Source organism: Arthrobacter alpinus (genome assembly GCF_001445575.1).
Classification (GTDB): Bacteria; Actinomycetota; Actinomycetes; order Actinomycetales; family Micrococcaceae; genus Specibacter; species Specibacter alpinus_C.
On the sequence record NZ_CP013200.1, the window covers coordinates 441,764 to 456,969 of the forward strand.

13 protein-coding genes are annotated in these 15,206 nt (G+C 61.5%); 4 read left to right on the plus strand and 9 right to left on the minus strand.

Features of this window, described 5'->3' with window-relative positions; translation table 11 throughout:
• The first annotated feature begins 92 nt into the window (after positions 1 to 92).
• From AS189_RS01860 to AS189_RS01870, 3 genes are all read left to right on the plus strand, one after another.
• A complete protein-coding gene (locus AS189_RS01860) occupies positions 93 to 1,019 on the plus strand; it encodes an AEC family transporter (RefSeq protein WP_062285937.1) in 927 nt (308 codons plus the stop codon).
• Between the two features lie 119 nt (positions 1,020 to 1,138).
• A complete protein-coding gene (locus AS189_RS01865; RefSeq protein WP_129587121.1) occupies positions 1,139 to 2,728 on the plus strand; it encodes a helicase HerA-like domain-containing protein in 1,590 nt (529 codons plus the stop codon).
• Between the two features lie 228 nt (positions 2,729 to 2,956).
• The gene (locus AS189_RS01870; RefSeq protein WP_062285941.1) at positions 2,957 to 3,817 is read left to right on the plus strand and encodes a hypothetical protein; all 861 of its coding nucleotides are present in this window, start codon (positions 2,957 to 2,959) and stop codon (positions 3,815 to 3,817) included.
• Between the two features lie 162 nt (positions 3,818 to 3,979).
• On the opposite strand, the gene AS189_RS01875 is transcribed toward AS189_RS01870, so the two are convergent.
• From AS189_RS01875 to AS189_RS01910, 8 genes are all read right to left on the minus strand, one after another.
• Entirely contained in the window at positions 3,980 to 5,938 is a 1,959-nt protein-coding gene (locus tag AS189_RS01875; protein ID WP_062285943.1) for an NHL domain-containing thioredoxin family protein, read from the minus strand.
• Complete coding sequence (locus AS189_RS01880) at positions 5,938 to 8,127, minus strand: cytochrome c oxidase assembly protein (protein ID WP_082634467.1); 2,190 nt, start codon at positions 8,125 to 8,127, stop codon at positions 5,938 to 5,940. Before AS189_RS01880 ends, AS189_RS01875 begins: the two co-directional genes overlap by 1 nt.
• Before the next feature lie 311 nt (positions 8,128 to 8,438).
• Positions 8,439 to 8,720, minus strand: coding sequence for an HU family DNA-binding protein (locus AS189_RS01885; RefSeq protein WP_062285944.1), 282 nt, complete (start codon positions 8,718 to 8,720; stop codon positions 8,439 to 8,441).
• A 346-nt stretch (positions 8,721 to 9,066) separates the two neighbouring features.
• Entirely contained in the window at positions 9,067 to 9,372 is a 306-nt protein-coding gene (gene rpsN / locus AS189_RS01890; protein ID WP_062285947.1) for a 30S ribosomal protein S14, read from the minus strand.
• A 4-nt stretch (positions 9,373 to 9,376) separates the two neighbouring features.
• The gene (gene rpmG / locus AS189_RS01895; protein WP_044574616.1) at positions 9,377 to 9,544 is read right to left on the minus strand and encodes a 50S ribosomal protein L33; all 168 of its coding nucleotides are present in this window, start codon (positions 9,542 to 9,544) and stop codon (positions 9,377 to 9,379) included.
• Positions 9,544 to 9,780, minus strand: coding sequence for a 50S ribosomal protein L28 (gene rpmB, locus AS189_RS01900; RefSeq protein ID WP_044574618.1), 237 nt, complete (start codon positions 9,778 to 9,780; stop codon positions 9,544 to 9,546). The genes rpmG and rpmB overlap by 1 nt, the downstream gene beginning before the upstream one ends.
• Before the next feature lie 773 nt (positions 9,781 to 10,553).
• Positions 10,554 to 11,345: an SGNH/GDSL hydrolase family protein gene (locus AS189_RS01905; RefSeq protein WP_424581039.1), complete on the minus strand. Its 792-nt coding sequence runs from the start codon at positions 11,343 to 11,345 to the stop codon at positions 10,554 to 10,556.
• 241 nt (positions 11,346 to 11,586) lie between these two features.
• The gene (locus tag AS189_RS01910; RefSeq protein WP_062285950.1) at positions 11,587 to 13,491 is read right to left on the minus strand and encodes an ABC transporter ATP-binding protein; all 1,905 of its coding nucleotides are present in this window, start codon (positions 13,489 to 13,491) and stop codon (positions 11,587 to 11,589) included.
• 104 nt (positions 13,492 to 13,595) lie between these two features.
• On the opposite strand from AS189_RS01910, the gene AS189_RS01915 reads away from it, so the two are divergent.
• Positions 13,596 to 14,081 (plus strand): MarR family winged helix-turn-helix transcriptional regulator, encoded by a 486-nt coding sequence (locus tag AS189_RS01915; RefSeq protein WP_062285952.1) that lies wholly within the window; start codon positions 13,596 to 13,598, stop codon positions 14,079 to 14,081.
• Positions 14,082 to 14,168: 87 nt separating this feature from the next.
• Here the strand turns inward: AS189_RS01915 and AS189_RS01920 are convergent, their stop codons facing one another.
• The gene (locus AS189_RS01920; RefSeq protein ID WP_062285954.1) at positions 14,169 to 15,203 is read right to left on the minus strand and encodes an NADP-dependent oxidoreductase; all 1,035 of its coding nucleotides are present in this window, start codon (positions 15,201 to 15,203) and stop codon (positions 14,169 to 14,171) included.
• Positions 15,204 to 15,206 lie beyond the last annotated feature (3 nt).

The window sequence follows — 15,206 nt, forward strand, 5'->3', positions numbered from 1 at the left end:
TGTCCCGGCCAACGGACTGATGTGCGCCCAATGAGCGCCCCTGCATAGTCTTGGTGAGTGCCAACCCTAAAAGCCATAGTCCAAGGATCCCCGTGCTAGCCGTTATCGAGGGCTTTTCCGTTGTCTGGATCGTCATCTTGGTGGGCTGGTTTGTCGGCCGGAGAAAGGTCCTGGGAGAGAACGCGCAGCTGGTACTGAGCCGCTTGTCCTTCTTCGTGGCCAGCCCGGCCCTGTTGGTGGAAACCTTAGCCCGCGCGGACCTGCACACCGTTTTTGCCGAACCACTGCTCGTAGCTGCCAGTAGTGCTGTCATCACGGCCGCTATTTTCTTACTGGTCACCCGGCTGTGGCTCAAGCGCTCCGTGGCCGAGTCATTGCTCGCGGCAATGTCCTCATCCACTGCGAACGCGGCCAACCTCGGCATCCCCATCGCCGCCTACGTTCTGGGCGATGCAGCCCTGATCGCACCCGTGCTGGTCTTTCAACTGGCGTTCTACACCCCCGTCTACCTCATGCTGCTGGACAGCCTCACCAGCGGCCGGCGCGCCACACCCGGGCGGATCCTGCTCCAGATCATCAGCAACCCCATGATCCTGGGAACCGCCGTCGGACTTGTACTGGCGTCAACAGGCTGGCATCTCCCCAGCCTCGTAGCCGAACCCCTGCACCTCATTGCCGGCGCAGCCATCCCGGCCATCTTGATTGCCTTTGGCATGTCACTGGGCACCAGCAGGCCTCTGAACCCGGCTGACGGGCGGCGCCCCGACATCTTGGTGGCCACCGGGTTCAAGCTCATTTTGCACCCGCTCATTGCTTATCTGTTGGGGCACTTTGCCTTAGGCATGGACGGCGCCGCACTGTTCGCCGTGGTGGTTGCCGCGTCCCTGCCCACGGCGCAAAACGTCTACGTGACTGCTCAGCGTTATCAAGTGGGCGTTGCTGTGGCTAAGGACACCGTGCTGCTGACAACCGTGCTGGCCATCCCCGCCATGTTTGCCGTGGCGTTCCTACTCGGCTGAGCCGGGCCACGCTGAGCCATGCCACGCTCAGCCGAGCCAAGGAGGGCTGAACCCACGCCACTGCCCGTCAACTGGCGCAGTTCCCGCGTCCGGATTATGCGCCACGGTACGCTGTGATTATGGCTACCAAAACCCCGGCAGAGTTGATTTCAAAAATTCAGGCTGGCTACACGTTCAGCGGTTCCTCGATCGCCCTTGGCGCGGCAATGGTCGACGGCGAAACTCACCCGGAAGCGCAGGTTTCCCTGCCGCTGGCCATGATGAACCGGCATGGGCTGGTGGCAGGCGCCACGGGCACGGGCAAGACCGTCACGCTGCACATGATGGCTGAACAGCTTTCCACAGCCGGGGTCCCGGTCTTCATGGCGGACATCAAGGGCGATTTGACCGGTTTGGCCACGGCAGCCGAGGGCAGCGAGAAGCTGACTGCGCGCACGCAGGCTCTGGGTCAGCAGTGGGAGTCCAAGGCGTTCCCCGTGGAGTTCCTCGCCTTGGGCGGGAACGGCAATGGTGTCCCCGTGCGCGCCACCATCACCTCCTTTGGCCCCATTCTGCTGGCCCGCATCCTGGACCTGAATGAGACACAGGAATCCAGCCTGCAACTGGTGTTCCACTACGCGGACACCAAGGGCTTGGAGCTTTTTGATCTGAAGGACCTGCGCGCCGTCATCCAATTCCTCACCTCTGATGAGGGCAAGGCGGATCTGGCGGACCTGGGCGGGCTGTCCAAGGCCACAGCCGGCGTCATCCTGCGTAATCTCATCACCCTTGACGCTCAAGGCATGAGTGAGTTCTTTGGCATGCCCGAGTTCGATACAGCCGAGCTGCTGCGCACGGCCCCGGACGGTCGCGGAGTCATTACCTGTCTGGAACTGCCCAGTATCCAGGACAAGCCGCTGCTGTTCTCCACGTTCCTCATGTGGATGCTGGCCGATTTGTTCCGCGAGCTGCCCGAGGTGGGCGACGCCGACAAGCCCAAGCTGGTGTTCTTCTTCGACGAGGCACACCTGTTGTTCAACGGGGCCAGCAAGGCGTTCCTGAACGCCATCACACAGACTGTGCGGCTCATCCGTTCCAAGGGTGTGGGCATCTTCTTCGTCACCCAGACCCCCAAGGATGTCCCTGCCGACGTCCTCGCCCAGCTGGCCAACCGCGTTCAGCACGCCCTGCGCGCCTTCACCCCCGAGGATGCCAAGGCCCTCAAGGCCACCGTCACCACATTCCCCATCAATGACTATGATCTGGCCGAGGTCCTGACCAGCGCAGGCATTGGCGAAGCCGTTGTCACGGTCATGAATGAAAATGGTGCCCCCACCCCGGTTGCCTTGACGCGCCTGCGTGCTCCGGGCTCCGTAATGGGGCCCAGCTCCGACGCCGCGGTTAAGGCCGTCATTGCCGCCTCCGCGCTGCTGCCGACCTATGGGACCGCCGTCGACCCCGTGTCCGCCTACGAAAAGCTGGAGGCGTCCGCTGCGCCCACACCGAGCACCGGTCCGGCGTTGGGAACGCCGCTGCCTCCTCCCCCTCCACCAGCGTCTCTCCCCGCTCCCACTAACGACGGCGGCGGCATGGCCTCCGATGTCATCGGTGCCTTGGGTGGGGCGTTGGGAGGCGGACTGAAAAGCATGGTCCGTTCCATGGGTAGCTCTCTGGGCCGGAACTTGATGCGCGATATTTTCGGTACCGCACCGCGAAAGCGCCGCCGATAGCCGGCCAAAGGGCCACAAAGGGCCCTAGAAGGGAGATGGCATGAGCGTTGATCAGGTACCCCTGATTCAAACCCCTGCACCCGAACCCGGTACAGTTGACGGCGTGAAGAACGGGACCCAACTTATCAAGATCGCCGCCGCGTGGCTGCTGATTTTTCTGCTGGGTGTCGCCGCCTCCATCGTGACCATAACCATTGTCAACACCAAGGATTTTGGTCCGGAAAGACCGTGGAGAACTACTTGGCTGCGTTGCGGGCCGGCGATGGCTCCTCGGCTCTTGGCCTCTTGCAGGCTAAGGTTCCCGGAGCTAATGCCGCAGCCTTGGATGGCGATGCGCTGGCAAAGTCTCAAGAGGCGTTGAAAGATGTCAGCATCGCCGAGGCGGTCTCCGCCCCGCATGACCAGAAGAAAGTCACTGTCAATTACACGGTTGGCGATACTGCGCTGAGCACGGATTTCCTGCTTAAGCCTGGAGCCAAGCACTGGCTGTTCTTTGACAGTTGGACAATGGTCCCGAGCACTCTGCCAGTTATCAATGCCTCAGTGGTCAATGCCAATCAAGCCAGCATCAATGACGCTGACGCTAACATGCCCGATGGCCGAAATTCCTTCGCCGTTTTCTACCCCGGCAGCTACGAACTCCACTACAGTTCACCGCTCTTTGCCGCCCCCACGGTAACGCGTACCGTGACCGGCCCCACCGAGGCGGTGGCCAATGTCAGTCTCGCTACAGGGCCAACCAGCGAACTCTTGTCTCAGGTTGACGGCACCATCCGAAAGTACCTGGACGCCTGCGCCAAGCAAGCAGTCTTGATGCCCACCGGCTGCCCCATGACCGCAGCAACAGATAATAGGGTTGTTTCCGCAGTGACCTGGTCTATTAAGGAATACCCGCCGATCAACATCTCACCGTTCGGTGGCCAATGGGTCATGGCACCGCTGAAGGCCAAGGCTCAGGTGGAATACAAGGAACAAAATCTCTTCACCGGCGTCATCTCCCCCGTCAAGGACCCGAAAGACGTGAGTTTCTCAGCCAAACTGACCATCACCGGCAACAACGTGGTGGTCACCCCAGTAGTCGAATACTAGGGTTCCCAATCCTCTAACGCACGGTTGGAAGCCACTGGCGGCCCTGCGCTTCACGCAGCAGCGGGCAGCTGCCCGGACCACGTAAACGTACTGCATAAATGAGTAACTCCGGGAGATCATTTGATCCGCCCGGAGTTACTCATTTAATGCCAGGAGTCAGCGTTAGAGTCCGCGCAGGTCCAGTGCCAATTCCGTGGCGCCGTCGGCGTTCAGCAGTACCGGAATGCCCCAGTCTTGCTGGTACAGGTGGCATGCGGCATGGTCCGGGATCTCACCATTGGCATCTTCCGGGCCGTCGCAGGCTGCGGCGCGGGCGGTCAAGTGCAGCACTCCCTCGGGCACGTCGGCTGAGAGTACCAGCGTCCGCTGCAGGCCTACGGAGGTTCCGCCGCCGCTGATCAGTAGTTCCGGCGGTGTTGAAGAAACCTTCAGCTGAGTGGGGTCACCCCAGCGGTCATCAAGCTTCTGCCCTGTCGGCGCGGAGAAGTTGATGCTCAGCTGCAGTTCGCCCGGGGCCACATCGGTCTTGGGGCGCTGCGTTTGGACAGCACCCTCATCAACCTGCAAGGCGTTCTTGGGCAGAGGAAGACGGATCAGCTGGTGCTGATTGGACTCAACCACAATGAGCAACGGCACATCGCCGGTTTCATCCAGCAGTACATCGCTGGGTTCGGCCAGGCCACGGGCCAAAGTGCTGACGGTATTGGTCGCCGGATCGTAACGGCGCACGGCCCCGTTGTAGGTATCAGCAATTGCCACTGAACCATCAGGCAGCACGGCAACACCCAAGGGGTGTTGCAGGCGTGCCTGATCGGCCTCGCCGTCGCGGAAGCCGAAGTCAAAGAGCCCCTCGCCGATGGCTGTCTCAACGCTCGCGGTGATGCCGTTTTCACCATCGCCGTCAGCGGTGAACTTGAGAACACGCAACGCTGAGGTCTCCGAGTCAGCAACCCAGATGTTGCCCTGAGCATCTTCGGTAAGGCCGGAGGGCTGGGCGAACCATGCCTGCCCGGCGGGGCCATCCAATAGACCTTCCAGACCGTTGCCAGCCACCACGGTGACTGCACCGGTGCTTGGGTCGAAGTCGAAGATCTGGTGGGTGCCAGCCATGGCGATGACTACTGTTTTCAGGACTGTTGAATAGGCAACATCCCACGGTGAAGAGAGCGCAACCTCAAGCGGCGCGGTGCCGAGGTTCGTCTCAGAGGCTGCTGCGTCGTCGTCATTCACACGGGCAGGACCGGCTTCCAAGAGGCGCTGGACACCATTGCCAACAAGGGTACGCACGGCACCGGTTGCCAAGGTGACCCCACGCAGGCGGTGGTTGACCGAGTCCGCCACAACCACGTCGTAGCCAACCGAGGCGGCCAGCTCAGCCGGGAGCAGAGCCAAGCCGTGAGGTTCATTGAACTGAGCATCTTCGGCAGTGCCATCAAGGTAGCCCTTGGTGCCAGAACCAATGGTGCGAACAACGGTGACCAGGTCCGGGCCCGTCTCCACCAGACGGTGATGGCCGGTGTCCGAGACCAGGAAGTTGCCGCTAGCCAGCGGCAATACCTTGCCGGGGAAGCGCAGATCGCGGACCACCGGTTCCGGGGCAACGTACGGGCCATCGCCGCGATGCAAGGTGCCCTTGGCCTCGTGCTCGGCGATGAGCTCGGGGATCAGTGTGGCCAGCCCAGCGGCGTGACCTTCACCTGACATGTGCGCCACGATGTAGCCTTCGGGGTCTACAACCACCAGTGTGGGCCACGCACGGGCCGAGTACGCCTGCCACGTGACCAACTCGGGATCATCCAGAACCGGGTGGTGAATCTCGTAGCGCTCTACGGCCGCAGCCAGGGCCACGGGGTCGGCCTCATGCTCAAACTTGGGCGAATGCACGCCAACCGTCACCAAGACGTCTTTGTATTGTTCTTCCAAGGGGCGCATTTCATCGAGAACGTGCAGGCAGTTAATGCAGCAGAACGTCCAAAAATCCAAGAGGACAATCTTGCCTCGCAGCTTCTCCAGGTTCAGATCGGCGCCGCCGGTGTTCAACCAGCCGCGACCTTCAAGCTCGGATGCTCTGACCCTGACCGGGTTGGCTGTGACAGAGGTGGTTTTCGTTGCGGAATCCACTAGTTCGCTTCTCCTTGCGTTCCGGCCGGGGTTTCCGACTCACTGGTTTTGCTGCTCTGGGGCTTACTGTCTGCAGGCCTGCTGTTCTCAGTCCTGCTGTCTTCGGGGGTGCGCTTAGTCTTGACTGCGGCTTTCGCGTGTTGCACGTGCGGAAGTTGGGGTCCTGGTGGCCGCTTGGCCATGGAGACGTCGCGGGCCGCCAGCTGGGCGAACATGTCATTGTAAGCGCCCAGATCGGCGTCCTTATTCCTGTCGGCCGCACGGTCCTTACGTTTAGTCTCCCGCGCGTCGGACTTTGCCCACATGTAGGCAACACCCATGGCGATCATCAGGGTGGGGAATTCCCCCACTCCCCACGCAATGCCGCCGGCAGTTTGCTGGTCCACCAGGGCACCATCACCCCAAGGCCGGCCCATGTTGCCAAAGTATTCGCCGGAGAGCAAGGTTGTGGACATCATCATGGAGACGCCAAAGAAGGCGTGGAAGGCCATGGTTGCCAGCAGCAGCAACAATCTCAGTGGGTAAGGTGCCCGGGTGGGGAGCGGGTCCGCGCCAATCATGCTCTGGACAAAGATGTAGCCGGTGAGGGTGAAGTGGACAATCATCAGTTCGTGGCCCACATGGTATTTCATGGCCAGGCCGAACGCCGGTGAGTAGTAGAACAGAATCAGGCTGCCGGAGAAGTTTGCCGCAGCGAACAACGGGTGCGTGACCACCTTGGAGAAATTCGAATGCACCAGCACCAAAATCCACTCGCGCACTCCTCGAGACCCGTCACCTCGAGGGGTCAGGGCCTGCAACGCTAGCGAGATGGGCGAACCAATGGCCAGGAATAGTGGCGCAACCACCATGAGCGCCATGTGCTCCACCATGTGGGCGCTGAAGGTCACCGCTCCGTAGACGGCCGTTCCGCCGGAGGTGATGTAGACCAAGGTCAGCAAACCAACGAACCAGGAGACGCTGCGCAGCACCGACCACTTGTCGCCGCGTTGGCGCAGTTTCCTGATGCCCATGAAGTAGGCGGCGCCACCCAGGACGGCAAAGGCAACCCACAGCCAATCCATGCGCCACTCCGTGAACCAGCGGGAAAACTCCAGCTCGGGAGGCAACGGGTAGCCCGTGAGAATCTGCGCAGGTGTCAACGCGCCCTCGGCCAGCTCGCGTGACTGCGGCGGGGCGGAACGTCCCAGACCCACCGCAAGGCCGCTGACAACGCCCATAATCAGCAGTTCAACGAAGATGAGCTGCCAGAGCAGACGGCGGGCGTTTCCGTTGTTCTTGGCCCCGCCCTCCAGCCGCGGAATGATCCATTCGCGGTGCATGTACCCGATCACGCCCAGCACCACCGTGGCCGTAAACTTCGCCACGATCAGCTGCCCGTAGGAGGAGTAGAAGAGATCGTGCCAGTTGGTGATGCGAATGGCTGCGTTGATGATGCCGGAGCCAGTCACGGCCACAAAAGCAAACAGGGCCAAGGCGGAGAAGCGCTTAAGTGTTTGGGCCGTGATCTTACCCAACACGCTGGAGACAACCACCAGAACGATGATCCCGCCAACCCACAGGGAGGCTCCACTGACGTGCAGCAGGAGCGAATTCACGGCGCCCTTGTGATCGGCGCTGGAGGCCGAGTGCCCAATCAGGGCCTGAGGGATAAAGGAGAGCATGGCCAGTACCAAGGGCACTGCCAAGGCGCTGATGTTGCGCAGGCCAAAGGACAGCGTAGTGACCACGGCAGCAACAATGGTGATGGTCAGCCAGGCCTGCCCCACTGGCAGCTCTGTCATGAAGAACACCAGCATGTTGGTGTATTCGGCGTTACCGCTCAACGGCAGAGCTGAAATGCTCGAATAGGTGAGCACCAGCACGGCGATCGCGGAGACGGTCCAGACCGCGCCAGCCACCATGGCCAGCGTCATGGCTCGGGCGAAGGCCGGGTGCTCGGGCTGCCCGGGTGCCGCTGTGCGCTTGGCGGCGTCGTCCTTTTGACGGCCGGAATGCGGGCGGTGTTTCTTAAGATCCTTGGGAAGAATCACCACGGCGAACGTCAGTGCTCCGATGACCGCGGACAGCGCCAGGTTGTGAATGGCGGTGGCCAGTGGCAAGCCCCAGCGCGTAAATGCGCCCGGATCGGCAAGCAGCGGGACGGCGGTGGCACCTGTCCAGAGAAGCGCCAGCACCACTGTGACCATGGTCGCGGCAAGCCCGAGCCACCACCAGTGGCTGGGAATACCGTCAGCAAAGGTGCGCCCCCTTGCGGTAGCGGGGGTGCGGACTGTGGCTGCGGGGGAAGAATCTACGGGTGGCACCCTTCTATTGTCCGCCACCTAGTGAACATCGGGCGAATCAGGGAGCTCACAGGAATGGACCGGCAGCCAAGATACCCCCGCTGGACTCTACGCAGGCAAGATACGGCGGCTGTCCTACGGCGGGTGACCCGGCCTTAAAAGCATGAAGGCGGCCAGCTAATGCTGACCGCCTTCAAGAGAAACTGTGCAGAAAATTACTTCTTGACAGCAGCCTTCAGCTTGGAGCCAGCGGAGAGCTTCACGCTGTGGCCTGCTGCGATCTGGATGGTCTCGCCGGTCTGCGGGTTACGGCCGGTGCGTGCTGCACGGTCGGTGCGCTCGATGGAGAGCCAGCCCGGGATGGTGATCTTTTCGCCAGCTGCAACGGAGCTCTCGAAGACGGTGAAGAGTGCATCCAAAACAGCGTTTACTGCGGTCTGGCTGGTCTCAGCCTTTGCAGCAACTTCAGCAACCAATTCGCTACGGTTCTTAGCCATGTTTGTCCTCCTGGACGTAAAGTGAATCCAATTCCACGCGGTTGCGTGTCAACCACTGCTAGCGAACTTACCAGCATTTCCGCGGCAATCCGGGAAATTTGAACGATTTTTGAGGCAAATTTCCCGGATTCTAGGGTTATTTCGCTCTCAGCCAACTCATGCGCAGCTGTTTGCGAGCTGATGGGCAGCGTTGCTGGCCCCTGCATCGTGGCGGTCAGCGGCGTCTTCCCCCTCCCCACACCGGCCCCGAGGAAGCCGCAGAGGCGGCAAAAGACAAGCAAAAAAGTCCAGCAAAAAGGGCGGCAACCCGAAGGTTACCGCCCTATTTACAACCGGAAATCAGTGATTACCAGCTGGACTTCTTGATACCGGGCAGTTCGCCAGCGTGTGCCATCTTGCGGAAGCGTACACGGGAGATGCCGAACTTCTGGAGCGTTCCACGGGGACGGCCGTCAATGGCGTCGCGGTTACGAACACGTACCGGCGATGCATTGCGGGGGAGCTTCTGCAGGCCCAGGCGGGCTGCTTCGCGCTCTTCGTCGGTGGAGGTCGGGCTAACGAGGGCCTTCTTCAGGGCGAGACGCTTTTCGGCGTAACGCTCTACGATGACCTTGCGCTGCTCGTTCTTCGCGATCATGGACTTCTTAGCCATAGTCTTAGCGCTCCTCTCGGAATTCAACGTGCTGACGGATCTTGGGATCGTACTTCTTCAGAACCAAACGGTCCGGAGTGTTACGACGGTTCTTACGAGTTACATACGTGAAACCAGTGCCCGCGGTGCTCTTGAGCTTGATGATCGGACGTACGTCCTTGTCTTTTGCCACTAGAGCTTCACCCCACGAGCGAGAATGTCGGCGACGACGGAGTCAATACCGCGAACGTCGATGGTCTTGATGCCCTTGACGGAAAGCTGCAACGTAACGTTGCGGCGCAAGGACGGTACCCAGTAGCGCTTCTTCTGGATATTCGGATCGAACCGACGCTTGTTGCGGCGGTGCGAGTGCGAAATGCTATGTCCGAAGCCCGGCTCGGCTCCAGTCACCTGGCAATGAGCTGCCATGATCACTCCTAAAAAAAATGAATGGAAACGGTTCACTGGTGCAAACCGTGCGAAGAGGTAGCGTCCGCCCTTGGACAGCATGATTCCCTGACGTCATTTACATGATGAAAGAGGAAAAGGCCATCCGGCGAATACCCGAATGCACGCAACTTGAGCCCCTAACTACCGGCCAGCGGGAGGATAATCACCGCAAACCGGAGCAATTGCACACGCTCCGCGCTACCTAGCGCCTACCCAGTCTAGTTGCAAAGGAGCGAATTACCCTAATTGGCCCATATCATGCCCTGCATTAAACATGCACGCAGGGCGTGAAAGATGTTTTCGCGCCCTGCAGTTGAGTTCCCCAACGCTGTTGCCGGTTGAATCTGTCCGTGAATGTCCGACGGCGTGAGACCACCTACCAGCCCGCTGACGGGGTGCGTACCTCCGAGAAAATGCCCCGACAAGTTGTGCCTGGAAAGTTGGGGCTAGACGGTTGCGGCGACCCGGACCGGCCAAATCCCGCGAATGTCGTGGTGAGTGACTTCAGGTTTCTGATGCTCGACCCATTCTGGCGCCGCTTCTACTGCAAATGCCTGTCCCTGCACTGCATCCAAGACTGCTCTGCCTAACGAGACCATTTCCCTATTCCTTCGCCCATAACGTGACGTACCCCAACGCCATTACTTCGAGCGTACGGATGGGGCCGGGGAAAAACATCGGTAGTTGCTACGTATCTTTTGGCCAGGTTATGTGGATCCGGTCTTGAATCAGCTCTTGCGGCGGTGTGAACTTTAGGCCAGCGGAGATCGCAGGGTTGGCCAGCGCGCGCTCAGGTTATCGCCCGAAGAGACCCCACGCAGGCGGCGACTGACCCAGGGGCCCACGTATTCCTTGGTCCAGGCGGCGTTGTCCTTGAGGGTTTCGCTGGTGGTGCGCACGGGAAGGGGAGGGAGCTCTGGCATGGAGATCCGCACGGTTTCACCGAGTTGTTCCAGTACCCGGTTGGCCATGTTGATATGGCCGGGGGTGGACATGTGCATGCGGTCAATCCCCCACAGCCGCCAATCGTTGTACTCGCGGAAGCGCCAGTAGTCCACCAGTTCAGCACCGTGGTTCTGCGCCACTTCGCGAAGCAGCTCGTTGTAGATGGCCGTGCGACCACGGATGCTGGCGAAGATTTTGGAAGTGCTGGCGTCGAATCCTGTGAACACCAGAACCCGCGCGCCCGTGGCCGCCAGTTTGGCTAGTCCGTCGGAGTATCGCCCCAGCATGGCGTCGATGTCCACCTTGGGGCGCAGGATGTCGTTAATGCCGGCGTAGATGGTGACCAGTGTGGGCTGCAAGGCCACTGCGGTGTCGATCTGTTCCGTGAGGATCTGGCTCATCTTCTTGCCGCGGATGGCGAGGTTGGCGTAGCCCCAGGACTGTTCCGGGTGCGCCAGCGCGAGCTGTTCGGCCACCCTGTCCGCCCAACCGCAAACTTGGTTGGGTCGTGTGGGGTCGCTGTCACCCAGGCCTTCGGTAAATGAATCGCCGAGTGCCACATACCGTGCTGAAAATTCCACGCCTACTCCTTGCCACATCCTGGCACACCGCCAGCGTTGATTGCGGTATTTTTTCCCAACCACTCATTAGGCCAATCCTATGACTTCGTTGCGGCCTGTTCCCGCCTGAACGCCACCGCCGCCATCTGGGGCAGCCACTATAGAGGTGCCAGACTGGGATTTTTCGGCCTGGCTTTTGGCGGAAGCCAATGTGGGCGCCGCGGCAGCGTAGGCCTAGCCGGGAACCTTCTCGCCACCGCCCCGGCAAAGGGCCAGTCCCCTAAGAAGCCAGTTCCAGTTCTTCGCCGGCTGCTATGAGGGCCGCGTAGGCGCCGCCTGCATCTCTCAAGTTCGACGGCGTGCCCACCTCGGCGAGCACCCCTCCTGCCAGCACGGCCAGCTGGTCGGCGTCCTCCACGGTGGAGAGCCGGTGGGCGATGGTCAGGGTGGTGCGGCCCACGGCGAGGTGGTCCAGAGCGAGCTGCACGGCGGCTTCAGTGGTGTTGTCCAACGCGGATGTGGCCTCGTCCAGAACCAGGACTCGCGGGTTGCGCAAAATGGTCCGGGCAATGGCCAGCCGCTGCTGCTCGCCTCCGGAGAAGCGGTGCCCGCGGGCACCCACCAGGGTGTCCAGGCCTTCAGGCAGTCCGGCCACAAGGTCTGCGATTTGTGCAGAAGCCAGGGCCTTCCAGAGAGTTGCGTCGTCCGCATCCGATGCCGCCAACAGGAGATTCTCTCGGATTGAGGCGTGGACCAGGTAGCTTTCCTGGGACACCACGCCCACAATGCGGGCCAGCACCTCCGGGGCAATGTCCCGCACATCAACCCCGTCAATAGTGACGCGGCCAGAGGTGACGTCGTGCAATCGCGGGAGCAGCGCACCGAGCGTTGACTTGCCCGAACCGGTGGGGCCAACCACGGCAGTGGTGGTGCCGGCGGGAAGCGCCAGGTCAATTCCGCGCAAAACGTCGGCCCCGCCGTCGTACGCGAAATGGACGCTCTCAAAGCGAACCTCGCCGCGCACCTGCGCCGGATCCAGCGCAACCGGATTGGCGGGCGCAGTGATGTCGGGGACCATGTCGAGGTATTCAAAGATGCGACTGAACAGGGCCATGGCCGTGACCCATTGGACGCCGAGGTTCAGCAGGCCCATGATGGGGCGGAAAATGGTGGCCTGCAGCGCCGTGAACGCCACGATGGTACCGATGCTCATGGTATTACCGGGCAGTCCGCCGGCAAAGTAGATCAGCGCCGGGATAGCCGAGAAGATGATGCCCATGGTGGCCATGCGCCAGCGGCCGGCCAGCTGCGAGCGCAGTTCCAGGCCGATGAGGCGTTCGGAGCTTTCGGTGTAGCGGGTGGCGTCGCGGTCGGTGGTGCCGAGCGTTTTGGCGAGCCGGACACCGGAGATGCTCAGCCCCTCCTCCACATAAGTGTTCATGGTGGCGAGTTCGGCCTGCATGGTTGAGGTGATGTCGCGACGCAGCAAGGCCACGCGGCGGGAGAACCAGACGGCCGGCGGGATCACGATGAGCGAAAGCAGCGCCAGTTTCGGAGATAGGACCACCATGGCGACGGCCGTACCAACGGCGGTGGTGACGTTGGATGCCACGCCCGTTGCCGTTGAGGTGATGACCGATTGCATGCCGGAAATATCGTTATTCAGGCGCGATTGCACCTCACCGCTGCGAGTGCGGGTGAAGAAGGCGAGCGATTGCTTTTGTAGGTGCGTGAAGAGCCTGGTGCGCAGTGTGTGCATGATTCGTTGGCCCATTGAGGTGGTCATCCACGTCTGCACCACGCCAATCAGGGCGGTGGCGGCGGCAACGGCGATCATGGCGATGGCCAGCCACGCCAGCATCGGGACGTCCTTGGTGGGCAGGGCCGTGTCGATGATGCTGCGGACCAGGAACGGCTGCGCCAGGCTGATGACGCTGGATGCGGTGATCAGAAGTACGACGACGGCTATGGTCACCTTGTGCGGTGCGAACAATGCAACGATGCGCTTGATGCTGACCGGGTGGCGCTTGAGCTGTACTTTATCGGCCGGGTTGAGCCGCGACGGGCCGCGGCCGCCACCCCCGGGGCCACCTGGGCCGCTGCCGGGGCCGGTGAGTTCTGAGGCGTCTTCGTGGGGGCGCCGACCCGAGCGAGCTGAATTTTGTGTGAGGATGTTCTCCGTCATATGCGCCACCTCCATATGGTGTGCGGGGTGCGGGACTCGCACCAACTAATACAGAGGTTACCTCACTATGTGGTTGTGTGTCAATATTTTAGTATGCTTGGCTCATGGTTTCCTCTAACGGCACGGCTTCTGCTGACGACGCACCCGAGCTCGGCGAACTTTTCCACGCGGCTTTTCGAGGATTGCGGCGCACCTGGGCCGAACAGCTGGCCCCCTGGGAGCTGACCCCGCACCAATGGCGGGCATTGATGACCCTCATGCGACGCCGACCGGAGCTCTCCGGCGGCGCCGCCGAAGACTGCGCTCCGACGGCCGGCGATGTCCGACTCAAGGACTTGGCAGAACGCCTGCGGATCGCGCCGCGCTCCGCCACCGAAGTGGTCGACCAGCTCGAGGCCAAGGGACTGGTCCGTCGCGAGGCCGACCCCTCCGATCGACGGGCAACGCTCATTGTGCCCACAGACGCCGGGCGCAAAATGTTTACCGAGGTGCAGGCCGAACGCCGCGATAAATCCAAGGAATACTTTGGCCGGCTCAACGCAGAAGACCGAGACGAGCTGGCAAGAATCCTCGCCAAGCTCCGCGACTAGCCACCCTGCGGCTCCCCGGGCGGCTCAGCCTTAGAAGCCCAGCTAGGCGCCGAACGCCGCGCAGCAGCCCCCTGCGGACCGTGCCGCTTAGCCGATCAGATCAGTCATGGCAGCCGTACGGACCACCATCTTTCCGGTGTTGGCCCCGCGCATCATGCCCAGGAACGCGTCCACTGCATGATCAATCCCGTCAACCACTGTTTCATCGAAGGCGATCTCCCCGGCTGCGAACCATTTGCTCATGTTCGCATTGAACTCCGGAGCGAGGTCAAGGTAGCTGCCCAGGGTGAAGCCCTTGAGCGAGAGTCCGCGGGTGATCATGTTGACCATGTTGTCCGGGCCCACCTTGCGGTCAGTGACGTTGTAACCGGCGATGGCCCCACACAGGGCAGCTCGTCCGCCGGGGTTAAAAACATCAAGTGCGGCTTCTAAATGATCGCCGCCAACATTGTCGAAGAACACGTCAATACCCTCGGGCGCAGCGGCCGCGAGCAGCTCACGCACGGGCCCGGACTTGTAGTTGAATGCTTCGTCGTAGCCATACTTCTCTTTCAGCAGGGCTACCTTCTCGTCACTGCCAGCGGATCCAATGACACGGCCGGCACCCATGAGCCGGGCGATCTGGCCAGCGGCAGTGCCGACAGCTCCGGCTGCACCGGAAATAAAGACCGTGTCGCCGGGCTTCATGCCCGCAATGGCGGTCAGGCCGACGAAGCCGGTCAGACCGGTCATGCCAAGAATGCCCAAGTACACCGACAGCGGCACGCCAGGCAGTTCCGGAACAACCCTGAACCCGGCGGCGTCCTCTTGGACAACATCCCGCCAGCCGAACTGGTGAAGCACCACGGAACCTACCGGAATGCTCTTGCTCGTCGACTCGACAACCCGGCCAATGGCACCGCCAGTCATCGTTTCCCCGAGAGCAAAGGGTGCCGCGTAGCTCTTCGCGTCGCTCATGCGACCGCGCATGTAGGGGTCAACGGAGATGTACTCATTGACCACCCGAAGCTGATCGGCCCCCAGCTCACCTAGCTCTACCCGTGCGGTTGTGAAATCGGCGGCAGTGGGCCAGCCAATGGGGCGGGCGGCGAGTTGGATTTGGGTGCTGACTGTGGTGGACATGGC

What these genes read in the sequence shown, in the direction of transcription:
- AS189_RS01865 (WP_129587121.1), top strand. Translation starts at nt 1,139, where the DNA reads ATGGCTACCAAAACCCCGGCAGAGTTGATTTCAAAAATTCAGGCTGGC.
- AS189_RS01880 (WP_082634467.1), bottom strand. Translation starts at nt 8,127, where the DNA reads ATGGTCACAGTGGTGCTGGCGCTTCTCTGGACAGGTGCCACCGCCGTC.
- AS189_RS01885 (WP_062285944.1), bottom strand. Translation starts at nt 8,720, where the DNA reads ATGGCTAAGAACCGTAGCGAATTGGTTGCTGAAGTTGCTGCAAAGGCT.
- rpsN (WP_062285947.1), bottom strand. Translation starts at nt 9,372, where the DNA reads ATGGCTAAGAAGTCCATGATCGCGAAGAACGAGCAGCGCAAGGTCATC.
- rpmB (WP_044574618.1), bottom strand. Translation starts at nt 9,780, where the DNA reads ATGGCAGCTCATTGCCAGGTGACTGGAGCCGAGCCGGGCTTCGGACAT.
- AS189_RS01905 (WP_424581039.1), bottom strand. Translation starts at nt 11,345, where the DNA reads ATGTGGCAAGGAGTAGGCGTGGAATTTTCAGCACGGTATGTGGCACTC.
- AS189_RS01910 (WP_062285950.1), bottom strand. Translation starts at nt 13,491, where the DNA reads ATGACGGAGAACATCCTCACACAAAATTCAGCTCGCTCGGGTCGGCGC.
- AS189_RS01915 (WP_062285952.1), top strand. Translation starts at nt 13,596, where the DNA reads ATGGTTTCCTCTAACGGCACGGCTTCTGCTGACGACGCACCCGAGCTC.
- AS189_RS01920 (WP_062285954.1), bottom strand. Translation starts at nt 15,203, where the DNA reads ATGTCCACCACAGTCAGCACCCAAATCCAACTCGCCGCCCGCCCCATT.